General features: G+C 45.5%; 20 protein-coding genes. 7 read left to right on the top strand and 13 right to left on the bottom strand.

The window, feature by feature from the left end; all coding sequences use genetic code 11:
- Window positions 1-175: 175 nt before the first annotated feature.
- Window positions 176-1,549, top strand: a complete 1,374-nt coding sequence (locus tag NFI80_RS11900; RefSeq protein ID WP_235162937.1) for a leucine-rich repeat domain-containing protein — start codon at window positions 176-178, stop codon at window positions 1,547-1,549.
- A gap of 1 nt (window position 1,550) precedes the next feature.
- On the opposite strand, the gene NFI80_RS11895 is transcribed toward NFI80_RS11900, so the two are convergent.
- Together NFI80_RS11895 and NFI80_RS11890 are read right to left on the bottom strand one after the other, a co-directional pair.
- Window positions 1,551-3,728 carry a DUF5916 domain-containing protein gene (locus NFI80_RS11895; protein WP_235162938.1) on the bottom strand — a complete coding sequence of 726 codons (2,178 nt, stop codon included), beginning with the start codon at window positions 3,726-3,728 and terminating at the stop codon, window positions 1,551-1,553.
- A 46-nt stretch (window positions 3,729-3,774) separates the two neighbouring features.
- A complete protein-coding gene (locus NFI80_RS11890; RefSeq protein WP_026630923.1) occupies window positions 3,775-4,074 on the bottom strand; it encodes a DUF3817 domain-containing protein in 300 nt (99 codons plus the stop codon).
- A 96-nt stretch (window positions 4,075-4,170) separates the two neighbouring features.
- Here NFI80_RS11890 and NFI80_RS11885 point away from each other — a divergent pair, with 96 nt between their 5' ends.
- Window positions 4,171-6,723, top strand: coding sequence for a TonB-dependent receptor (locus tag NFI80_RS11885; protein ID WP_235162939.1), 2,553 nt, complete (start codon window positions 4,171-4,173; stop codon window positions 6,721-6,723).
- A 130-nt stretch (window positions 6,724-6,853) separates the two neighbouring features.
- Here NFI80_RS11885 and ccsA (NFI80_RS11880) read toward each other — a convergent pair whose 3' ends face one another.
- From ccsA (NFI80_RS11880) to NFI80_RS11860, 5 genes are all read right to left on the bottom strand, one after another.
- A complete protein-coding gene (ccsA, locus tag NFI80_RS11880) occupies window positions 6,854-9,448 on the bottom strand; it encodes a cytochrome c biogenesis protein CcsA (protein ID WP_235162940.1) in 2,595 nt (864 codons plus the stop codon).
- Window positions 9,445-9,879 (bottom strand): cytochrome c maturation protein CcmE domain-containing protein, encoded by a 435-nt coding sequence (locus tag NFI80_RS11875; protein WP_233795772.1) that lies wholly within the window; start codon window positions 9,877-9,879, stop codon window positions 9,445-9,447. The genes ccsA (NFI80_RS11880) and NFI80_RS11875 overlap by 4 nt, the downstream gene beginning before the upstream one ends.
- 6 nt (window positions 9,880-9,885) lie before the next feature.
- Window positions 9,886-10,110: a CcmD family protein gene (locus NFI80_RS11870; RefSeq protein ID WP_235162941.1), complete on the bottom strand. Its 225-nt coding sequence runs from the start codon at window positions 10,108-10,110 to the stop codon at window positions 9,886-9,888.
- 75 nt (window positions 10,111-10,185) lie between these two features.
- Window positions 10,186-10,872, bottom strand: coding sequence for a cytochrome c biogenesis protein CcsA (gene ccsA / locus NFI80_RS11865; protein WP_235162942.1), 687 nt, complete (start codon window positions 10,870-10,872; stop codon window positions 10,186-10,188).
- A 39-nt stretch (window positions 10,873-10,911) separates the two neighbouring features.
- Window positions 10,912-11,589 carry a heme exporter protein CcmB gene (locus NFI80_RS11860; RefSeq protein WP_233795774.1) on the bottom strand — a complete coding sequence of 226 codons (678 nt, stop codon included), beginning with the start codon at window positions 11,587-11,589 and terminating at the stop codon, window positions 10,912-10,914.
- Window positions 11,590-11,760: 171 nt separating this feature from the next.
- Between NFI80_RS11860 and NFI80_RS11855 the strand changes: the two genes are divergently transcribed.
- Both NFI80_RS11855 and feoB read left to right on the top strand, forming a co-directional pair.
- Window positions 11,761-11,988 (top strand): FeoA family protein, encoded by a 228-nt coding sequence (locus NFI80_RS11855; RefSeq protein WP_026630930.1) that lies wholly within the window; start codon window positions 11,761-11,763, stop codon window positions 11,986-11,988.
- 29 nt (window positions 11,989-12,017) lie between these two features.
- On the top strand, window positions 12,018-14,153 hold the full coding sequence (feoB, locus tag NFI80_RS11850) for a ferrous iron transport protein B (protein WP_235162943.1): 2,136 nt from the start codon (window positions 12,018-12,020) through the stop codon (window positions 14,151-14,153).
- A gap of 27 nt (window positions 14,154-14,180) precedes the next feature.
- On the opposite strand, the gene NFI80_RS11845 is transcribed toward feoB, so the two are convergent.
- From NFI80_RS11845 to NFI80_RS11840, 3 genes are all read right to left on the bottom strand, one after another.
- Window positions 14,181-14,417, bottom strand: coding sequence for a hypothetical protein (locus NFI80_RS11845; protein WP_235162944.1), 237 nt, complete (start codon window positions 14,415-14,417; stop codon window positions 14,181-14,183).
- A complete protein-coding gene (locus NFI80_RS25715) occupies window positions 14,347-14,622 on the bottom strand; it encodes a BrnT family toxin (RefSeq protein ID WP_374760346.1) in 276 nt (91 codons plus the stop codon). The genes NFI80_RS11845 and NFI80_RS25715 overlap by 71 nt, the downstream gene beginning before the upstream one ends.
- 110 nt (window positions 14,623-14,732) lie before the next feature.
- Window positions 14,733-16,229, bottom strand: a complete 1,497-nt coding sequence (locus NFI80_RS11840; RefSeq protein ID WP_235162945.1) for an NAD(P)H-hydrate dehydratase — start codon at window positions 16,227-16,229, stop codon at window positions 14,733-14,735.
- A 131-nt stretch (window positions 16,230-16,360) separates the two neighbouring features.
- On the opposite strand from NFI80_RS11840, the gene rplS reads away from it, so the two are divergent.
- Together rplS and dapF are read left to right on the top strand one after the other, a co-directional pair.
- Window positions 16,361-16,723, top strand: a complete 363-nt coding sequence (gene rplS, locus NFI80_RS11835; protein ID WP_233796335.1) for a 50S ribosomal protein L19 — start codon at window positions 16,361-16,363, stop codon at window positions 16,721-16,723.
- Between the two features lie 169 nt (window positions 16,724-16,892).
- A complete protein-coding gene (gene dapF / locus NFI80_RS11830; protein WP_235162946.1) occupies window positions 16,893-17,678 on the top strand; it encodes a diaminopimelate epimerase in 786 nt (261 codons plus the stop codon).
- Between the two features lie 27 nt (window positions 17,679-17,705).
- Here dapF and NFI80_RS11825 read toward each other — a convergent pair whose 3' ends face one another.
- Together NFI80_RS11825 and NFI80_RS11820 are read right to left on the bottom strand one after the other, a co-directional pair.
- A complete protein-coding gene (locus NFI80_RS11825) occupies window positions 17,706-18,011 on the bottom strand; it encodes a rhodanese-like domain-containing protein (RefSeq protein WP_233795778.1) in 306 nt (101 codons plus the stop codon).
- 2 nt (window positions 18,012-18,013) lie between these two features.
- Window positions 18,014-19,156 carry a DEAD/DEAH box helicase gene (locus NFI80_RS11820; RefSeq protein ID WP_026630936.1) on the bottom strand — a complete coding sequence of 381 codons (1,143 nt, stop codon included), beginning with the start codon at window positions 19,154-19,156 and terminating at the stop codon, window positions 18,014-18,016.
- 176 nt (window positions 19,157-19,332) lie between these two features.
- On the opposite strand from NFI80_RS11820, the gene NFI80_RS11815 reads away from it, so the two are divergent.
- Window positions 19,333-20,157 carry a hypothetical protein gene (locus tag NFI80_RS11815; RefSeq protein WP_235162947.1) on the top strand — a complete coding sequence of 275 codons (825 nt, stop codon included), beginning with the start codon at window positions 19,333-19,335 and terminating at the stop codon, window positions 20,155-20,157.
- A gap of 6 nt (window positions 20,158-20,163) precedes the next feature.
- Here NFI80_RS11815 and NFI80_RS11810 read toward each other — a convergent pair whose 3' ends face one another.
- Entirely contained in the window at window positions 20,164-21,894 is a 1,731-nt protein-coding gene (locus tag NFI80_RS11810; RefSeq protein ID WP_235162948.1) for a M14 family metallopeptidase, read from the bottom strand.
- Window positions 21,895-21,897: the final 3 nt, after the last annotated feature.

Here is a 21,897-nt window from a genome sequence, read left to right as displayed (position 1 = left end):
GAATGAGTGAATGAGTGAATCATTGACAAAAAAATATTCAGTCATTCACTCATTCACTCATTCAAAATTCACTCAGTCACCCCTTCACTTCCGTTTCACGACAAATATGTAAGTTACTATAATAATATGACTAAACTTTTAGTTATGTTAGCACTTCCATAAAAACCTTTATGTCATGAAAGCTATATTCTCTGCATTAATCTGCTTGTGGGTGCAATGTGCGTGCGCACAAATGAAGGTGGTCTCTTCGAAAAATCTCGAAAAAGAGGGCATCGACCCTATTAAAATCGCTAATGAGTACGGAAGTGAAGAGCAGTCAATGATGACTGAGGTGATGAAGAAAACAAGTCTGATCATCGCGTCCGCATTTCCTGAGAATCCCAATCCGGGTATCACCGTATTCACGCAGATTTATGTCAATGAATCCGGAAGCCTGGACTATTTGATCTTCGACCTGCGGACCGGTGATGGATATGACAAAGACTCCCTCGATAAACACGCGAAATATGCTTTTCTGACTGGTTTTGATGGATGGAAAGTTTCGAAAACAGGGAAAAAGTTTTCGGTCGTATCGGTCCGAACGGTAGGGAAGCAGCCCGTAGTGCGCGAGGTTAGGCGTGGCGACAGCTCGGTCGTTGACCTGAAAACGGCGCTCGTTTTTCAGGATACATTAAAAACCAAGCGGCTTTATCTGAACCAGCTGGAATTGAAGACATTACCAGATGTCATTTACCGGTTTCCGAACCTCGAAGAGTTATATCTGGGCAACAACAAGTTGCAGGCGGTTCATATAGATATGGCGCGCCTGCCTAAGCTGGCTCAACTTCATTTACAGCAAAATAAGCTCACCGAAAAAAGCTTTCAGATCACTGGTAACAACACATTATATCTGCTGAATTTAAAAGAAAATAAATTTACCAACATTCCTATCGCCATTCGTAAATGCAAGAAATTAAGGACGCTATGGCTTGGTGGTAACCACATGTCGGCATTGTCCAACGGCAGTTTTCGAAAATTGAAAACGGTGCAAGACCTGAATTTTTACAAATCCGACATCGCCGTTTTACCCAAGGGGATTAAGAAAATGAAGAATCTGGAAGTCTTGGATCTGTATTATAACCAGCTGGAAATGCTGCCGAAAAGCATTACTAAGCTTAAAAACCTGACACATCTGGCCGTTTCCTATAACCAGATAAAAGCATTGCCCGAACGGATCGACAAACTGAGCCGCATTCATACATTATATGCGCACCATAATCGGCTTAGCAAACTCCCGGCAAGCATTACCAAAATGCAAAATCTGAAAATTCTGGATCTGGGTTTTAACTGGTTTACCAATTTTCCCCCGGAACTGACCGCTTTTGTAAAATTGCAGGAGCTGGATCTTTCTTCCAACAACTTCCCCGATTTCCCGGAGCAGCTGTTGGAAATAAAAAAACTTGAAAAACTTTACCTGCGCGGCAACCCATTTGTAAAAGACGATGCGGAGACCAAATACAGCAGGCAGCTCGGCCAGCTGAAAAGCAAGAACATTGAAGTATTTTATTGATTTACAAATTCCACCAATAGGTAAATTTCAACACGACTGCCCGGTTCTTGACCCGGAAGTTTTCGGGCAGATAGTTATCCGTATACACGATAAATAAATCGGACGCAGGCTTATAGCGCCATTGCAGACGCGCATTCAGGTTGATGTTATCTGCCTGATTGTTGTACTGCATGAATGTGGTGAAGAACAGGTTATTGGTAAATGTAAAGTCTACCCGCGGGCCTACGAGCCATAATTGCGTTCTTTTCCAAGGCTCAGGAAGGCGGATATCGTTATAGTTTCCAGCCATGGTGATCGCTACGTAAGGCTGCACACGATAGCCCAGCTCCGCCCGTAAATTGTTACGATGACCATTCTGATAATAACCGCCGAAAATCCCCGAAGCAGTGTAAGTAAGGCGATTCTGCGGGCCTGAAACAATGTCAAAACCGACGGCTTTCCAATTGTGCTCGCTGCCGGTTGCCAATGTTCCCACACCGAGGTTGGTAGGGTCAAATGGCCTTAACAACCTGACATAATTACTCGATCCCCAAACGGCAACTGTGGCGCGGTTGATGAAATTCAGGTTATAGGAAAGGATAAATTCACGATCGCTGAGGTCAAATTTTTTGTCCCAAAATACATTGCTGATCAGCTTGGGGCCGTGGCTGATGATCTTTGGATTTTTGACAAAAAACAGATAACCAATGTTCGGACTGATCTTGTAATAACCCATCCTGACGGCATTCGGCACATAACCTACTTCTGCATTGAAATTTTTACCCACATATTCGTGCTGCCACTGCCAGAAAAAATTGGCTTTGTTAAATTTCAAATCAGCAGCGTGCGTGAAATCGTCTGTGGACTTGCCAGGTGTGAATGATTTGAGCATCATAACTTTTCCTGTCCAGAGATTTTTAGCGCTTGCGAGGTTAAATTCTGCTCCTATATTGCGGTTATAGCGGTTTGTGGCCTGATGCTGCTCCGGCGAGTAATTCGTCGCATCTTTATTTACAAATATAAAACGGACATTGGACCGGGCTAATAATTGCCTTTGCAATGCAAAAACCGCGTAATTATTTCTGGGCGTCTGGCTATCGGAAGAACCCGTCTGCACGTCCAGCACACCGATGCGCCAGTTCTTGTTAATCTTCCCGCTCATACGCGCACCAAACTGAATCGGAACGCCTAATCCGATGCGGCGGGAGAAAAAAGGCCGAATGGTAGCGTACCCGAAATTGGCGAAAAGGTCAGCATTTTCAAGAAAGAACTGACGGCGCTCCGGAAAAAACAATTCAAAGCGGTCCAGATTGGTCTGCTGCACGTCCACGTCCACCTGAGAGAAGTCCGGATTGACGGTTAAGTCGAGGTTCAGAGATGGGGTAAGGCCGATTTTTACATCGCCTCCGATGGCCGGCTTATATTTATTGGGCGTGTCTTTTTGATAATCTTTTGTCAAACGCGTGGCTGCGTAGGGTATGATGGAAATGTTCGGGCCCGGATTGGGCGGGGGAACGTCCCATGCCAGCACGCCCGTATAAGCCAGTGAGGCCGAAGGAAACTGCCGCGGAACGGGCGCCCAGGCCGATTTTTCAGAAATAGTGAGATCCTGACGGCTGAAATTAATGCCCCATCTCGTTATTCCCGGCTTATACCGAATGCTTTTGAAAGGAATTGCGGCTTCCCAGACCCATTTGTCATCATCATTCTTTACCGCGCTCACCCATTTATTGTCCCAGCTCAGATCGACCGTTCCACCGTCTCCCTGCTGGCCATCCCACGGCGCGCCGGCCGCATTGGCACCGAAAGAAAAACCATTGGTCTTATCATCAAATGTGTCCATGAAAAGGAGAAAGTTGTCATTTTTCCCGAAAGAAAAATCCCTTTTCAATGATTCGACAATAATAGAGCCTTTTACGGGCTTATAATTAACCACCAGAATGTAGAGGTTGTCCTTATCATAGCACATTTTCACATCCGTAAGCGCCCTGGAAAAACTGGTATCCATAGGCGTGATCATGAAAAAGTTGTTGGCAACCTCAGCGGATTCCCATGCCGGGTCATCTGCGACACCATCAATGTTCAGCGAGGATGTCGCGGAATGAATATTGTATTGATATTTTTCATTGGGTTTCTGTGCAATGCTTTTTGAAATGATTAAACAGAAAAAAATAAGGTTTAGGATAGAAATTTTTTGCACTTGATCAGGGTGTAGGAATGGTTGAATAAAGGCTCAGGCGGTGTTCTCAGCTTCTGAACCACTTTGCATCCGCATAAAAAGTCCCAAAAGGAACGAGCGAAGAAATGAAAGCGAGAAGTGATTTCTTAAAAGACCAGCTTCTTTCCGTAGCAACCTGGATCAGCAAAACGACAAAAAGCACGAACAAAACGCCGTGCGCCATGCCAACAATGCGGACAGCCTGCGGAAGACCGGCAAGATATTTCAACGGCATAGCAATGCCGAGCAAAACGAGGTAAGAAATGCCTTCAAGAAAAGCAATGATGCGAAGACGGCCGAGGGCGGATTTAACAAGCGTGGAGATCATAAAAAAAGAACTGTAAGCGTAAGATTATTAAGTGTAAAGATACGCAATAGGAAGGTTTAGAAGGCAGGAATAACCAAAAATCAAACACCAACGTTCGTGAGAAAATCAATTTTTACATGTCTGCTTGCGCTTGCAGGATTTTATGCAACGGCGCAAAGCCTTAAAGTTTCGGGAAATGTACGCGATGAACGCGGAGAGCCGCTCGTTGGCGCTTCGGTGCTGGAAAAAGGAACCAATAATGGCACCATTACCGACGGGAGCGGCGCCTATATGCTGTCGGTAGGGAAGTCCAATGCTGTTCTCGTTGCGACATTTGTCGGTTACAATGTTGTTGAGCGCGCGGTTTCGGCCAATGCTAATCTGGACTTTACAATGACCGACGCGTCCATTCTTAATCAGGTAACCATTGTAGGTTCGAGAAATGGAAACCGGTCGTCCACCGACACGCCTTCGCCCGTGGATGTGATTGACATTCGTGAGATCACCACCAAACAAGGCCAGCTGGATGTAAACCAGCTTTTGCAATTCGCTGCGCCTTCTTTCAATTCCAACAGGCAAACGGGATCTGATGGCGCGGATCATGTGGATCCTGCATCCTTGCGGGGCCTTGGACCTGACCAGACATTGGTTTTGATCAATGGGAAACGGCGCCATCAGTCTGCATTGGTCAATCTTTTCGGAACAAGAGGCCGCGGGAATACGGGGACCGATTTAAATGCCATTCCGGCTGCGGCCATTGAGCGTATCGAGATTTTGAGGGACGGCGCAGCAGCGCAATATGGCTCTGATGCCATTGCGGGCGTGATCAACATTGTTTTAAAAGAGACAGTCAATCAGCTTTCCGCCAATGTGAACGCAGGAATTTATAAGGCAAAATATCGATTTGATAACAAGGATTTCGATGGGCTGAATTATAATGTTAACCTCAATTACGGCGTAAAAATTGCGCAAAAAGGTTTTGTGAATGTGACGGCCGACTATAATTTCCGGGACCATACCAACCGCGCAAACACAGTTTCCGATCCGGACGAACTTCAAAGGCGGCAGTATGGCGATCCCAGGATCAATAATGCTGCGCTTTATTACAACGCAAAAGTCCCGGTCGGTGAGAATATCCAGTTTTATAGTTTCGGGGGAATCAACAAGCGCAGAGGCGACGCTTATGCGTGGACACGTTTCGCCGATGATGACCGCAATGTGCCATCCATTTACCCTAACGGATTTGACCCCATCATTGCAAGCACGATCGATGACAGAGCTGTAACAGCGGGAGTTCGGGGCGTTTGGAAGTCATGGAACATTGATCTCAGCAATACTTACGGGTTTAATAAATTTCAGTTTGATGTGAAAAACACCATTAACACGTCATTAGGCGAGGGGTCACGGACGGAGTTTGATGCAGGCGGATTTCAGTTGGCACAAAACGTTGCAAACCTTAACATTACACGTCATTACAAAACCATTTTGCAAGGACTCAACGTTGCTTTTGGTGGTGAATTTCGGAATGAGCGCTATAAGATTTTCGCGGGCGAGCGCGGTTCGTACTACAATTACGATCCTTCCCTGGCAGGCGGATCGCAGGGCTTTCCGGGTTACAGTCCCTCGGATGTCACGGACAAAACCCGCTCCAATGCAGGTGCTTACCTGGACGTAGAAGCAGATCTGACTAAAAAATTGTTGATCGATGCAGCCGCCCGGTTTGAAAGTTACAGCGATTTTGGGACTACGTTGAATGGGAAAGTCGGATTGCGTTACAAGATCACCAACGCCATTGCGTTACGCGGATCGGTCAGCACAGGTTTCAGGGCGCCTTCACTGGCTCAGAAATATTTCAACTCGACATTCACCAATTTCGTCAATGGTGAAGCGGTGGATGTGCTGCTGGCGAATAATAACAGCGAGGTGACCAGGGCGCTGGGCATCCCAAAGTTAAAGCAGGAAACTTCCCAGAACGCCAGCATCGGACTTACGATGAACCCGGCTCCGGGGCTTTCCGTGACGATTGACGGTTACTATGTAAAAGTGAAGGATCGCGTGGTGCTTACCGGGCAGTTTAGCGATGAGGATGAGGATATCGGCGAGCTGCTGAAAGATCTGCGGGTTGGACAAGCCCAGTTTTTCACAAACGCGCTTTCTTACACCACCACAAAAGGCATTGACCTGATCATTGCGCATTCCACCCCGCTGGGCATCGGGCGGCTGAGCACAACTTTGGCGGCTAACTTTAACGATATGGATTTGGGGCCGGTTAATACAGTGCCAAGATTGCGAGGAAAAGAAGACACTTATTTTGATGAAAGGGAGCGACGTTTCGTGCTGGCTTCGGCGCCGCCGTCGAAAATCAACCTGACATTTGATTATGGCGTTGATAAATTCAGCCTTATGCTCCGTTTTATACGCTTTGGCGAGGTGAAGCTGGCCAATTGGGACTATGAATTGGATATCTACAAGGCGAAAGTCCAGACTGATCTAACTGCGAATTACAAGTTCAGCAAAAACATTTCGCTTTCGATCGGTGGCAGCAACATTCTGAATGTTTATCCAGATAAGTCCCTGCCAAGTCTGACAGAATCTGGTGGCGGCTGGGATCCCGTGCAAATGGGCACCAACGGAGCTTTCTTCTTTACCAGATTGGGTTTCAGGTTTTAAGATAGTGTTGGATCAAAACTTACATGCTCATTATTTAGCACGCTGCTTTTACGCGTGAAACTTTGAGTTATTACAAATAAAAAGGGTGCGTTCGCTTAGCAAACGCACCCTTTTAAATGATCCAGAATCGCTAGACAGCTTGCACCTTGATTTTAGGCTTCTTATCCGCAGACTGATTTTCCTTATCCCGCATTTTGATAAAGTCTTTGAAACGTCTGATCGTCGCCATAATAAAGCCGATCACCAACACAAATGTTCCCAGCCAAAGAATGTTAATCAACGGCTTTTCAATGGCTTTCATCACGATAAAGTCGCGCTGAGTGGTGTTAACAGCGAAGGAGAATTGTCCTGTTTGTGGATTGATCTCCTGGAACTGAATGCGCATGCCCAAATCGTTATTTACCTCAGGCTTGCGTGCCACCATGCGATCACGGATCACGAAGGAAGGTGTTACCACGTATTCTTTGTCTTTATCGAGCACGCGGATCACGGCTTTTACCGCAGCATCACCATCTCCGAGCTTAACGCCCTCAACCTGCTCCGTACGCACCACGTTATCCAGGATCGCGACGTAATCGTTCACAAAGAATGTGTCGCGCATGCTGATCGTAAAGTTCTCCGTCTGGCTCCAAACCGGCTCTGCAGTTGGATTGGTCACCATGTTTACGTGGGTATAAAGGTCTTTGTCAACCTTCCGCTGAATGTCGGGTGATGAAACAATTCCACCCATTCTCGGGTTGATCTGCACCCTTGGGAACAAGCTGAAAATACGTCCTGATGGCTCCCTGTATTCGATTTCGTAATAGAAATTTTCAGGAAAAAGCTCGATTGTATCGCCTTTGACATTATACTTTTTCCCGTCCACAACAATGTCTCTCAAAGCAACTGCATGGAAATCACCCTCGATGATATCGACCCAGCTCTTAGGAATATAACCAGGAATCTTACGTGGCTCAACGCGCACGTCGCGCCAGGTAAGCATATAGTCGCCCATTTTCTCGGGCTTATTAAGCCACAGGGTAATGTTCTCCTTATTTTCCTTATTGTCGTTATTCGTAAATTCTTCGCTCCGGGAAATCATCAAACCAGAGTTGTTGATCGAAACGACTTTGGTATAAGCCGAAGAAAACAGGATCCCGATCAGCATTAAGGCCACACCAATATGCGTGATCGCTCCGCCTGACAGATTGTAATTGCCACGGATAATGTTAATCAAAATCGTCCCGTTTGCAACGATCGCAAAGACTGCTGATGTCAGCAAAACAATGTATTGAATTTCCTTAACACCTTGAATCGTGATGATCGCAGCACTGATAATGAGTGAGATCAGCAACGGATTGTAAAGCGCTTGCAATTTGTCCTTACCCGTTCTTTTCCACCAGAAAAACTGTCCTACACCCGTGAGAATGACGATCAGTGAGAAGAACCAAAGCTGGAATTTGTTATAATGTCCGATCTGATCGGCAGGAAGCGCCATGTTTAAAACCGTTCCGAATGCTTCGGCGATTTTGTTATAAACTGGGATGGAGGTCGTTGCAAGGATTTGGAAACCGGACAAACAAAGCAATGTTGCACCAATAAAAATCCAGAATTCCTGAGAGTAGGTGGAAACTTCTTCTTCGTCACTTGGCAAGTCTTTCCAACGATAAATCAGCAAGCCGATTGCTACAATTGTGAATGTCAGCAAGTAAATCAGAAGCTGTCCGGAAAGACCCAAATCCGTAAATGAGTGAACCGAAGCATTTCCTAAAACCCCGCTTCTCGTCATGAAAGTCGAATAAAGGATCAGGATAAATGTGGCAATGGTAAGAATGAAGGACGTTTTAAGCGCTGTCGCATTCTTGCGTCCGATGATCATTGTATGCACCGCGGCCACCAGGATTAACCAGGGCACGATAGATGAATTTTCAACAGGATCCCAGTTCCAGTAACCGCCGAAGTTAAGCGTTTCGTAGGCCCAGTAAGCGCCCATAAGGATGCCTATGCAAAGGATCATGGCAGAAAACAATGCCCAGGGCAAAGCCGGACGGATCCATTCCTGGATCTTTTTGGTCCAAAGGCCTGCGATTGCGAACGAGAAAGGAATCAATGTTGTAGCAAAACCCAGGAACAGGGTAGGAGGGTGGATTACCATCCAATAGTTTTGCAAAAGCGGATTCAAACCGTTTCCGTCTTTTGGAATAAAATTCGCATCCATCTGGTAAACAGGCAGATCTGGCATTACTTCTTTCAATAACAGGAATGGTGTGGAACCGATTTTGAGATCCAAACCAGGAATGACAACGCCTAAAATCATGGAAGCCAAAAACGCCTGCACCAATGCAAAAACGGTCATTACCGGTGCTTCCCAGGAGCGGTTTGTGAAGATTAAAACACAACCCAAAACAACATTCCAGAAGATCCACAGCAAGAAACTTCCTTCCTGATCCTGCCAGAAACTGGAAATCGTATAACCTGTTGGCAGGGACAACGAGGAGTTTTTCCAAGCGTAATGATATTCAAAATAATGGTTTCCGATGATCCAGTAAAGGGAGAAAACCACGCCTATAACGGCAGCAACGTGCGCATAAAAAACGGCGCGTCCGAATTTTTTCCAGGTTTTGGCATCGTCAATGGTGATGCCAGCCGTGCTAGCCTTAAAATAGGCGAATGTGGCAACCAGGGCTGTTACAAATGCAATTATTACCAGCAGGTGACCTGCACTTCCGATTGTGCTGTGAATCATGATTGTTCTGCTGTATGTTCAGTCGTTTCCATTTTGCCGTTCTCGTATTTCGACGGGCACTTCATCAGGATTTTCTCCGCAGTGAAAGCGCCGTCTTTCATTTTACCTACCACCACAACCTGCTCCGATTTATCGAAATCCTGCGGTTTTGAGTTCTTGTAAACGACCCTTTGTTCCACCTGGTTGTTGTCGATCAATGTGAAGGCAAAATAGTTGGGATCAACCTGAGGCTGGTATTCCATGCCGATAATATGGCCTGATGCATCTTTTTTGAGTGTACCCACAACGTGAATGCTTTCTGCATCACCGTCCTGCGCCATCTCTTTGGCCTTTGTAAAATCGACATATGTGCTCGCATCACCGGCTGTTGAGACAATAATGCCAATAGCCACAGCAATGATGATCAAACCGAATATTTGTATCTTTTTCATGAAAGTTTACTTGATATTTAATTCTTTTTCGATTTTGCTTACTTTGGAATCTATCCGAAGCATATTGATCGCGATCCCTGCGAAAATCACAGCAATCACAGCTACAACAACCCAGATCTTACCGTCTTCCCGGAGTTTGTCGGCCATAGGCACGCCCTTATCAACAGCTTGTGCAAACAAGTTTCCTGAGATCAAAAATAAGGTGAGTAGTAAGAGGGAGACTTTTTTCATTATATGAGTAACGGTCTAAATTCTTAACGAAAATTTGATTTAAAATGTTTGTGATCGTTCAAACTTAGTGCGTGTTCAGGCTATTTTGTCAGAAGTTATTAATGCTTCGTCCCTGACGCGGTTGATCACTTTGATCCGGATCCGAAGTTCGGCCAGCCATAATCCCAGCAGAATGTAACCGATGATAGCAGGATAGAAAACTTTCCGGATGTCGCTGTTGAAATCATAGGAGCCGAATGTGCTGTTTCCGCCGCTGCCCGGATGCAAAGAATCTGTCAGCCGGGGCAGGATGTAAATGATTGGAATAAAAACAGCGAATGCAAAAATGTTGTAAACCGAAGAAATGCGCGCTTTTCGCTGCTCGTCTTCAAAAGAGCTTCTCAGCAGCAGATAAGCCAGATAGATCAGGATGCCAACTGCCGCACCATTCAGTTTCGGGTCATTCGGCCAGGGATCGCCCCAGGTGTAATTAGCCCAAACCGAGCCTGTCAGGCAGCCCAAAATTCCGAAGAATATGGCGGACTTGGCCAGCTCGCTTGCAATGTCGTCATCACCGATCCGTCCTTTGTTCAAATAACGGATTGAAAAAATCATGGACGCAAAAAGCAGCGTGGTCATGGCCAGCCAGAGCGCTACGTGGAAATAAGTGTTACGAATGCTCTCATTGATGATGGCAAGGCGCGGGACCGGGCCCATCAGACCCATAAAAATGACATAGAATATGATTACTATGCAGAGGATTTTCCACCAGGTCTTTCTCATTTTTACTCTTATACTTTAATGCTTACTCGCCAGTCAAAATCAACTTCTCCACAGATAAGGAAAAAGCAGGTAACTAAGCGTAATTACTATGAGATCAATTGATAACAGTGTGCTGATTTCGTCCGTGCTAACCGACCAGTCCAAGCCATCCATGGCATTCTTGGCCAGCTTGATCGTCATCAGGAGCATGGGTAATATGATCGGGAAGCTCAGAACAGCCATTAATGTTGCGCTGTTATCCGCTTTGGAGGCAATCCCTGCCACAAGGGTAAGCACGGATGCAAAACCGATGGCGGCCAAAAAAAGGCACAGGATAAAAAGCCCCATATCACCGATTGCATTGCCCATTACAAACGAATAAAATACAAACCCCATTCCTGATAACAATAACATTATCAGCGAATTGTAAATTATTTTTGATATAATGATCGCCTGCGGACTGCAAAGGCTGTAATAATAAAGCAACCGGCCATAGCGCTCCTGAGAGAAACTTTTGGCGATTGCATTTACCGCAGTGAACAGAATGATGATCCAGAATAGTGTGTTCCAGACAATAGGAGTGAGTTGATTTCTTCTGAGATTAAAGCTCAGATAGCAAACGAAAACGGTGCTGATCACGTAAAGTAACATGCCGCTCAGCGCATACTTTTGACGCCATTCGAGTGTAACTTCTTTCCAGATAAGGGTTTTAATCTCGTTCAAAATTCCGCTGCTCATTTACTCTTTGCGCTGCAAAAGTACTACATAAAGCCTGAGGGAAATAATAAAACGGTCATGATTTTCCATGATTTGTATGGGTGGGGGCACAATTGCAAAAGTTATGTTTGAATTACGGTGTGATAGTGCTTTATTTGCACTTTAAATAAAATGAATCTAAATAAGGAGTGTATGTCAGCTCGTACGGTCAGTCATCTTCGAAAGGGCGAAAAGGGGGTCATAAAATCTTTTACGGATCGGGCAATGTCGTTGAAATTACTGGAAATGGGCTGCCTGCCCGGGTGCGAAGTGCGTCTGGATGCAGTTGCGCCTTTTGGTGATCCGATCTGTATTAATGTTGGCGGTTCCTATTGCCTTTCGCTCAGGTTGAACGAGGCGGCCGTGATTGTGCTTGAATAAGCGATACGTTCCGATTATAAGCCTCTCCATTGAAACAAGGGAATATAAAAGTTGCGCTGGTTGGTAACCCCAATGCCGGCAAGTCTACATTATTTAATGCATTAACCGGTTTACGCCAAAAGACCGGGAATTTTCCGGGCGTTACCGTTGAAAAAAAATCCGGAACATTCAAGCTTCCCGGCCAGTCGGGCCAGCCCGATGCTGCTGCCATCGTCGTAGATCTTCCGGGCACATATAGTATTTATCCCAAATCAAGGGACGAGGTTGTCGTAATGGACATTCTCGCCAACCCTGCCCACCCTGACTTCCCGGATGTCGTTATCGTAGTTGTCGATGCGTCGAATCTTCAAAGGAATCTGCTCCTTTTTACTGAAATCAGCGATCTTGGCCTGCCGTGTGTCCTGGCACTGAATATGCTTGATGTGGCTACGAGTATGAACCTGACGGTTAATGCCGTGCAGCTTGCTATGAAACTGAATGTGCCGGTCGTGCGCATCAATGCGCGCACAGGTGAAGGTTTGAATGCCTTGAAAGATGCGGTGCGGCAAATGGCGGATCGGGTTGAAAAACCGGAACTTGCCTATTTCTATGAGCCCAAAGACAACGAGATCGATTTGATTGCCGATGTCAGGCGTATGTATGACCTTGATAATGATTACGTTGCGTTGCAATATGTTTGCCAGCATGATAATTTCTCATTTTTGGAAACGCCGGCAAGGGTTGCGCTGGATAAACTGATTGAAAAGCACGAGTTTGATGAAAACGGCTTTCTGGCAGCTGAAACCGTTGCGCGCTATGAGAAAATAAAGCCGATAATTTCTAAATCAGTTAAGTCAGCAGGTGTAACCGAGCAACCTTACTGGACGCGAAAGCTGGACAGCATTCTGATGCACCCGTTTTGGGGATATGTTACCTTCGCTGCCGTCCTGATCCTGGTTTTCCAGGCCATTTTTTCATGGGCAACTTATCCCAGCGATCTGTTGGATGCGGGGATTGCGGCCACTATTGAATGGACAAAAGCAGTTTTGCCCCAAGGATTTTTAAATGATCTCCTTACCGACGGCATCATGGCCGGACTGGGAGGAATTTTGGTTTTCATTCCGCCGATCGCTATTCTTTTTGCGCTCGTATCAATTCTTGAAGAGTCGGGTTATATGGCACGGGTGATGGTGATTATGGATAAACTCATGCGCAAATTCGGTCTGAATGGCCGGAGCGTAGTCCCTCTGATCTCAGGCGTGGCCTGCGCGGTGCCTGCGATCATGACAACCAGGAGCATTAGCAGCCGTTATGAACGTTTACTGACGATTTTGGTAACACCATTGATGAGCTGTTCGGCCCGTTTGCCCATTTACACCATTCTTATTGCCTTGGTTGTGCCGCCTACAAAAGTGCTTGGCTTCCTCAATATACAAGGCTTGGTTTTGTTCGGATTGTATTTCCTCGGTCTTGCAGGTGCGCTGGCGACTGCCTGGATTTTGTCATTGTTCATTCCCAGAAAAGAACCCGGCTATTTCATGCTCGAAATGCCTTCATACAAGCTGCCGCGCTGGGGACATGTGGCATTTACCATGTATGACAGCGTGAAATCATTTGTGCTGGAAGCAGGAAAAGTGATTATGGCTATTTCGATCATTCTCTGGGTATTATCCACATATGGCCCGGGTGATAAAATGGAGAGGGCGGAGGAAAAAGTTGTTGCCAGCATGCCGCAAGCTTCTGAGGAACAAATTAATGCGGCCATTTCGTCCGCACGCCTGGAAAATTCCTACGCCGGCCATTTCGGTCATTTCATTGAGCCGGCAATAAGGCCATTGGGTTATGACTGGAAAATTGGCATTGCGTTACTCGCCTCATTTGCTGCTAGGGAGGTTTTTGTGGGAACAATGGCAACCATTTACAGCATCAGCGGTGATTTTGAGGACGTCCCGACGGTTAAGGAAAGATTAATAAAGGAAAAGAACCCAGAAACCGGCGGAGCCATGTTCACGCCAGCCGTTTGTTATTCGCTCCTGATATTCTATGTTTTCGCCATGATGTGTATGAGCACCATCGCCGTAGTTCAACGCGAAACCCACGGCTGGAAATGGCCGTTGATCCAGCTAGCCTATTTAATGGTGCTGGCTTATGTATCGGCGTTTGTGGTTTATCAGGTTTTGAGCTGAAGGATGCATCGAAATGGTAAACTCAGCCTAACTTCCGATCTTGCTTTTTAATAGTCTGTCAACGTCCTGTTTGGTTACTTTGCCTTTTACGCCCGAAATTTCAACCAGCGCGTCAAAGTCATCAATCGACAACTTCGTATCGAAGTCGCGTAGCCGAACATGTTTTGGTATCGTTGGTACGTAAAAAATTTTGCTATTCTTTTTCATATCGCTTTCTTTCTGAAATCCTGGCGACCCTAGTTCCAATGATCCTAACTTTTCCATTTCTGATAGTGTAGTATGAAGTTAATATTTTATTTGAACAACTCTTGCCGGTGCAAAGAAAACGAATCTCATCCGACCTATTGCTTATCCTGTATTTCCGTTTTGGGTCCAGGAAAATGCTTTCTGCTTCTATATTTGTAATGAGATGCTTCTCTAAGGATTTCTTCTCATTTCCTTGATCCCAATCAAACTTTAACGGCGCCATCAATAAGTTAATTAATGTGAGATTGTCACATTGACCTATTAATATCGCCGCAACGCTCATTTAGACGTGGCTTTCTCAATTAAGTAACGAAAGATTTAAACAAAAACTTTTCACCAACCCAAATGCTCCACCAAATCCGAAGCGATCAGCGCGCTTTGTCCTCGTTGCTCGGCGGCGCGGTCACCTGCCAGGCCGTGTTGGTATACTGCCAGGATTGCCGCTGTCTCAGGTTCGTATTTTTGGGCTAAAAGACTGGTTACTATCCCTGTAAGCACGTCGCCGGTGCCGCCTGTGGCCATGCCGGGGTTGCCGGTGGAGTTGAAATGCACCTCGCCGTTTGGATGAATAACGGCTGTGTTGGCGCCTTTCAGACAGATAATTACTTTGTGTTTTTTGGCAAAATCAATGCCGATTTGTAAGCGTTCAAATTCGTCTTTGCTTTCTCCTGCCAGGCGCTGGAATTCTTTGGGATGTGGGGTTAGGACAGTGTTTTCGGGTAATTTATCCAGCAGGTGCCGGTTTTCTGACAAAATGTTCAAGGCATCCGCATCAATCATCAATCTGGCTTTTATATCATCCGCATTGATGCCATCCAACAGTTGTTCTACAACTTGAACAGTCGCAGCGTCTTTGCCAACGCCCGGGCCGATGCCGATGGCTGAGTAAGATGTGAGATCCGTTACTTCGCTTAAATGTTTGGCATTCTGATCCGTAATGGCCATTGCCTCGGGAATGGAAATCTGGATAATGTCATATCCGCAGGATGGAATGTGCATGGTCAGCAAACCGACGCCGGACCTGAGACAAGCCTTGCCCGAAAGGGCGGCAGCGCCCAATTTGCCGTAACTCCCTGCCATAAGCAATGCGTGCCCGAAAGTGCCTTTATGAGAAAACTTGTCCCTTAGCTTAATTAGTTTTTCTGCTGTGCGCTTGTCTGTATAATGGTAAGGCGTTTCTGCATTTTTAATAAATTCTTCATGCAAACCAATGTCCACCAAATGCCATGAACCCACAAATTTCGAGTTTTGAGGCATCATAAACGCAATCTTTGGCAGCTGAAATGAGACGGTGAAGTCAGGTTCTATTATCGGGTCATCCTTTTGATTGCTTTTATCAGCATACAACCCGCTTGCAATGTCGACGGAAACCAGCTTGTTGGGAAGTGCATTTAAAGAATCAATTACATGCGCCAACAGCCCTTCGGCGGGTCTTGATAAACCGGATCCTAATAAGGCATCAATGCAAATCACGTTGGGTGCCAATGTTGGGAATGAACCCTGGGCAGTGATAGTAACGGGTTGCAAATGATCCTTTAAACGGGCTAGGTTGCTCTGAAAATCCTGAGAAGCTTTGTCTGTGTATTCAACGATGTAAACTTGAACATCATAATTATTGGAGCTCAAAATCCGGGCAATCGCCAGTCCGTCCCCGCCATTATTTCCTTTGCCACAAAAAATAGCAACAGGGCGTGTATTTACAAATTGGTCGCAAAACCATCTCACGAATGCTTTTGAAGCCCGTTCCATTAAATCAAGCGACGAAACCGGCTCATTTTCAATAGTATAGGCATCCAGTGCGCGAATCTGTTCAACATTTAGGATTTTCATGTAAATGCTTTTACAAACAAAGAAAAAATATTAGCTTTGCACTCGTTTTCGCAAGAGCTGTTTTGAATGAAGGGGCGTCACCTCATCCGCTGGAAGCAAGCTATCATTTTAAATCCAAAAAAGCATTCGTCATGAGCGAACTTATTAAACTCGTAGAAGCTACGATTGAAAATCGTAAATCCGAGTATCCTGAATTTACTTCAGGCGACACGATCAACGTACACGTTAAGATCCGTGAAGGTAACAAAGAGCGTGTTCAGCAATTCCAGGGCACGGTTATGCAACGTCGTAACCTTAGCGGAAGCGGTGAAACTTTCACAGTACGTAAAATCTCAAACGGCATTGCCGTAGAACGTGTTTTCCCAATTCTTTCACCAAGTATCGCTAAAATCGAATTGATTCGTCGCGGTAAGGTGCGTCGTGCACGTCTGTTCTTCTTACGTGGCCGTCAGGGTAAAGCCGCTCGTATTAAAGAGCTTAAAGTATCGAAGTAATATAAATTTCCTTCGGACAAAAAAATTTAAACCCTGCAAGCGATCATTTCTTGCAGGGTTTTGTTTTTCCATTGTCCGCCGGTTTCAACCGGCGGCCATTGTTTTATTTGTCCGTCAATTTAAATGGACCCCATGCCCGTCGGTTTAAACCGACGGAAACATTAATAATATGAACATTGCTTTTTTTAAATATCAGGGAACGGGAAACGATTTTGTGATGATTGACGATCGAAGCAAAACATTTCCGGTTTCGAAAGAGTTGATCGCTTCTATCTGTCACCGCCGGTTCGGCATTGGTTCCGATGGGCTGATCCTGTTGCAGAATGAGCCGGGCTACGATTTCAGAATGGTGTACTTCAATGCGGATGGGGGCGAGGGCAGCATGTGCGGCAATGGCGGACGCTGTGTTGTGCGCTTCGCGCACGATTTAGGGCTTTTTACGGATGCAACGACATTTATAGCAGTTGATGGTTTGCATCAGGCCACGGTTACGGGTGATGTCATTAGCTTGAAAATGTCGCCGGTGAGCAATGTGGAGCGTTATGAAGAGTTTGATTTCATGAACACCGGCTCACCGCATTATGTCACTTATGTAGATAATGTGTCGGAAACGGATGTTGTGAATATCGGCAGTGAGATTCGCTATGGTTCGGTTTATGGGCCGAAAGGCGGAACGAATGTGAATTTTATTGAAGTGATCGAGGACAATCATTTAAGCGTCAGGACCTACGAACGGGGCGTTGAGGATGAAACTTACTCCTGCGGAACGGGTGTAACTGCATGTGCATTATCGGCGCATTTACGCAACGGCTTTGACGGGCCAATTACCATTGAAACAATTGGCGGCACATTGAAAGTTGATTTTGAAGAAACGCCGTCAGGATTTGACAACATTCATTTGATAGGGCCCGCGGTTAGGGTTTTTGAGGGTGTTTTGGACTTGCCAAGCCTGTAAGACTTAGCAAATTTCAGCTTCGGACATCTATTCCGACTCAATAATCCCACCGTGGACATGGAAAATCTGCTTATCGAGCCACTCCGGCACGCGGCAGTAGTCCATGGCAGCCACTTTGCTTCTTACACCATTTGTACAAATTACGATAATGCGCCTATATGGAACGAGATCCGCTCTTCTTTCGCGGATCTCGGCCAAAGGAATATTAACTCCGCCTTCATTAAATTCTTCAAATTCCCAGGTTTCCCTTACATCAACTAATACAGCATCAGGTTGTTTTCCTAATTGCCTGGCCTCATGGAGGTTAATGTCGGTGTAAGTATTCCTTGTCATTGTTACCGGCCCGTTGCGTACGGATGGTCGTTTACAACCGGGATATTTTTGGCAATCAGTTTGTGAATGTCTTTCAGATAGACTTTTTCATCCAGATCACAGAATGAAAATGCAATTCCCTTGGCGCCAGCACGACCGGTTCTACCGATTCTATGCACGTAAGTTTCAGGAATGTTAGGGATCTCGTAGTTGATAACGTGTGTCAAGTCATCCACGTCAATTCCCCTTGCAGCAATGTCTGTTGCTACTAAAACCCTGGTGGTCTGGCTTTTAAAGTTTTTCAAAGCGTTCTGACGGGCATTCTGGGATTTGTTTCCATGGATTGCCTCAGAGCTCACGCCTGCTTTTCTCAAAACCTTCACAACTTTATCTGCTCCATGCTTTGTCCGGGTGAAAACCAATGCAGTTGCAATGGATTCGTCCCTCAAAATGTGTAGTAAAAGCGAATTTTTATCAGATTTATCTACAAAAAAAACAGACTGACGAATGGTGTCCGCAGTGGAGGAAACCGGAGTTACTTCTACTTTCAGCGGATTTCTTAAAATCGTATTAGCTAATGTTACAATGGCTGGTGGCATTGTAGCTGAGAAAAACAGCGATTGCCTTTTAGCGGGAAGCAGCTTGATCACTTTTTTAACATCATGCACAAAACCCATGTCCAGCATCCTGTCAGCCTCATCCAGAACAAAGAATTCGAGCTGGTTCAGCTTGATAAAGCCTTGATTAATAAGGTCTAATAAACGTCCTGGTGTTGCGATAAGCACGTCTACGCCCCTTTGAAGCGCATCCGTTTGTGGTTTTTGACCAACTCCACCAAAGATCACTGTATGCTTAACACCCGTATGCCGACCATAAGCAGCGAAACTTTCACCGATCTGGATCGCAAGTTCACGTGTTGGCGTTAAAATTAATGCGCGGATTCTGCTTTTCTCGAATTTTCCAACTGGATTATTATGAAGCAATTGAAGCATTGGAATAGCAAATGCTGCTGTTTTTCCTGTGCCTGTCTGCGCGCAGCCTAGTAAATCTTTCTGATCCAGGATAATGGGGATCGCTTTCGCTTGGATGGGGGTGGGAGTGGTGTATCCTTCTTCTTGAAGAGCCTTAGCAATAGGCTCAATGAGCTTTAAATCTTGAAATGTCATTTGATTTTTTTAAATGGCTGTCCTTTATATTAATATAAAAACAGCCTGAATAATATAAAGGCCCTTGTAAGCCAAGGGTATAACAGTAGTATATTTTTAAACGTTCAGTCCATATACTCCGCAAAAGTATCCAGGATTGTTTAAATTTGATTGACATTCATCAACTCATTTGTTTTATGATCAGATCCTTCGCGCTAACTGTATTATTATCAGCGATATTCGTAGTTACAAACGGCCAGGATGTTCTCGTTAAGAAAAACGGCTCGACCATTGAGGGGAAGGTTACAGAAGTTGGGATCGACCGCGTTTCTTACAAAATCAGCTCGGAAGACGGAAGTGCCAGTTTCGTGATTAAAAAAAATGAGCTGAACCGCATTGAGTTTGGAAACGGACAAACTGTTTTCATCGACGAAAGAAATCTGCCGGGCAAGCGGCGCGCACAACCGGCGAGCAACTCGTATCTTTTTGGAAGGCATCTGATCAACTTTTCGCCGTTCAAAGCATTGGATAGCGGACCAGGATTGGGGCTGAGCTATGAAATCCTGGCAGATGAAAAAGGTTATTTTGGCGTCATACTGCCTATTTCCATCATTTTTCCGGACCGTTTTAACTATACGTTTGATGGCAATGGCGATCAGACAGAGTCCTTCTACTTTTCTCCTGGCTTGAAAATATATCCCTTCGGACAAAGAAAAGTTACCTATGCCGTTGGACCGAGCGTTTTTACCGGCTTTGGAAAACAGTCCCGCAATAACGGTTATTACGATCCGAACACAGGAACCTATACGGGCAACAATACCGAAACAAAAATTTTTCGCTTTGGCATTATCGTCAACAACTATGTGAATTTCCAAATCACAGAACGCTTCCAGATTGGCTTGAACGCAGGGTTAGGGTCGCGGTATATCGACCGGGAGACTTATAATGACAACCGGCAGATAAGCAATGGCGGCATTAATATCACCGGCGAATTCAATTTCAATCTGGGGCTGCGTTTCTAAAAAGCATCATTTCATCACCCTGAATACCGGATAGCGCATATATTCCTTTTCGCGGTATGGCGAATTGTCGTAAATAAAGTCCAGCTGCGCCGCGGCACTTTTTGCAAACTCAGGATCATTTTTACGCCTATCTGCCAGCTTGATCCTCAGGCTGACGTCCTTGGCGAGCAGCTCGGCGGCAAGATCTTCAAACACATAGGCGGAATAATGTTCCTTGGATTGCAAGATCGTGTCAAAGAAATTCCACTTGAAAAAAGAATCTACACCTTTCGGTTCCAGCGTTTCTACAATGTAACGGTTAGTCCATTGGTTTACAGGAATATACCAATCGCCTTTCTTGAATTTGACCTGCTGCTTAACAGTCTTCGTAGTCACGCTCGTATGCCAGTAGTGGCCCTCAAATGGCTGCTTGGGCGTTTCCAGTTCTTGGATATAGTAAGTTTCCACTTCCATTTCACCGTCATTCTCTAACTGCTTGACTTCTACACCATTCAGCTTCATGAGGTCGATAATGTTGTGCCATCCTTGCGGAATAATGTATGCAACGGGCTTGGTCACCTCGTCTAATGGCGAGTAAGTGTCGTAAAAAGGGATTTTTTTGGTAAATGGCTTGGAGCGGTTGTATGATAACCTTTGCGTTCCGCTCACCTTGCTGGTAACGTATTCAGGTTCAAAACCCTTAAAGTCAATTTGCGTGTTTTTGACTTTATTGACTTCCCACGAAACAGCAAATTTCTCCTGCGTTTTTACAGCCTCTTTGGTGTCTTTCCGAAGTTTCAGAAGCTCCCTGCGGTTTCTTGCCAGGAACTTAATGTTGCCCAACAAATAAGCGTAAGTTGCGGCAACGCGCTTGTCATAAGGCTTCAACATATGCGTTTCTGTCATCACGCCGATCGTGTGAAATAATGCAGCATAACCTGTTGAATAGCGCGGCCAGTCGGGGAACTGCACAAAACCCTTGTCCGGCGTCTGGCCCCAGGAATTGACATAAGGCGTTGCCTCAAATCCCGATTCTTTTAAATGCTTGTACATATAAGGCAGGAAAACCTTATCATTGAAATAGCCCAATTTGCCTCCCAGCTTATCTTTTTGTGCATAATCCAATGTCATTACATACTGATAATCAGCGCCATTGCTCACGTGTGTATCTGCAAAAAGATCGGGGTCCAATTCATGGAAAATAGCCGCAAAGCTTCGTGCATTTCTGGTGTCATTCTTGATAAAATCCCTGTTCAGGTCGTAATTCCGGGCATTGCCGCGAAAACCATATTCTTTCGGCCCCGCCTGGTTAGTGCGCGTTGTGCTGTTCCTGTTTAATGCACCGCCAATGTTGTAAAATGGAATTACGGCTATGATCACATTGTCCAGCTCAGGGAATTTTCCCGGATTAACGGCTATGTCGCGCAGCAGCATCATGGACGCATCCACACCATCCGACTCGCCCGGGTGAATGGCGTTATTAATCAGCAGAATGGCTTTTTGCTGCGATTTTAGTTTTTTAATGTCGAATGTTTTGCTTTTTGAATATAACACCAGGTGAAGCGGATACCCGCTGTCGGTGAGTCCTTTTTCAGTGATCTGAATCTGCGGAAAGTCCTTGGCCAGAAGTTTGTAAAAAGCAATCCCTTCTTCATAAGTTGGCGTTTGTTTGCCGCCGCTGCTTTCAAATCGGGTTGTGTACTGGGCCTGTGCTGATAATGTAAAGGAGAAGAGGATTGAGTAAAAAAATAAACGCATATT

The organism is Dyadobacter chenhuakuii, from assembly GCF_023821985.2.
GTDB classification, from domain to species: Bacteria; Bacteroidota; Bacteroidia; order Cytophagales; family Spirosomataceae; genus Dyadobacter; species Dyadobacter chenhuakuii.
The sequence above is the reverse complement of the archived record's forward strand: the minus strand, read 5'-3'. Positions and strand labels throughout refer to the sequence as shown.

Coding starts and splice junctions, on each gene's coding strand:
- NFI80_RS11900 (WP_235162937.1), top strand. CDS start 176: ATGAAAGCTATATTCTCTGCATTAATCTGCTTGTGGGTGCAATGTGCG.
- NFI80_RS11890 (WP_026630923.1), bottom strand. CDS start 4,074: ATGATCTCCACGCTTGTTAAATCCGCCCTCGGCCGTCTTCGCATCATT.
- ccsA (WP_235162940.1), bottom strand. CDS start 9,448: ATGATTCACAGCACAATCGGAAGTGCAGGTCACCTGCTGGTAATAATT.
- NFI80_RS11875 (WP_233795772.1), bottom strand. CDS start 9,879: ATGAAAAAGATACAAATATTCGGTTTGATCATCATTGCTGTGGCTATT.
- NFI80_RS11870 (WP_235162941.1), bottom strand. CDS start 10,110: ATGAAAAAAGTCTCCCTCTTACTACTCACCTTATTTTTGATCTCAGGA.
- ccsA (WP_235162942.1), bottom strand. CDS start 10,872: ATGAGAAAGACCTGGTGGAAAATCCTCTGCATAGTAATCATATTCTAT.
- NFI80_RS11860 (WP_233795774.1), bottom strand. CDS start 11,589: ATGAGCAGCGGAATTTTGAACGAGATTAAAACCCTTATCTGGAAAGAA.
- NFI80_RS11855 (WP_026630930.1), top strand. CDS start 11,761: ATGTCAGCTCGTACGGTCAGTCATCTTCGAAAGGGCGAAAAGGGGGTC.
- NFI80_RS11845 (WP_235162944.1), bottom strand. CDS start 14,417: ATGGAAAAGTTAGGATCATTGGAACTAGGGTCGCCAGGATTTCAGAAA.
- NFI80_RS25715 (WP_374760346.1), bottom strand. CDS start 14,622: ATGGCGCCGTTAAAGTTTGATTGGGATCAAGGAAATGAGAAGAAATCC.
- NFI80_RS11840 (WP_235162945.1), bottom strand. CDS start 16,229: ATGAAAATCCTAAATGTTGAACAGATTCGCGCACTGGATGCCTATACT.
- rplS (WP_233796335.1), top strand. CDS start 16,361: ATGAGCGAACTTATTAAACTCGTAGAAGCTACGATTGAAAATCGTAAA.
- dapF (WP_235162946.1), top strand. CDS start 16,893: ATGAACATTGCTTTTTTTAAATATCAGGGAACGGGAAACGATTTTGTG.
- NFI80_RS11825 (WP_233795778.1), bottom strand. CDS start 18,011: ATGACAAGGAATACTTACACCGACATTAACCTCCATGAGGCCAGGCAA.
- NFI80_RS11820 (WP_026630936.1), bottom strand. CDS start 19,156: ATGACATTTCAAGATTTAAAGCTCATTGAGCCTATTGCTAAGGCTCTT.
- NFI80_RS11815 (WP_235162947.1), top strand. CDS start 19,333: ATGATCAGATCCTTCGCGCTAACTGTATTATTATCAGCGATATTCGTA.
- NFI80_RS11810 (WP_235162948.1), bottom strand. CDS start 21,894: ATGCGTTTATTTTTTTACTCAATCCTCTTCTCCTTTACATTATCAGCA.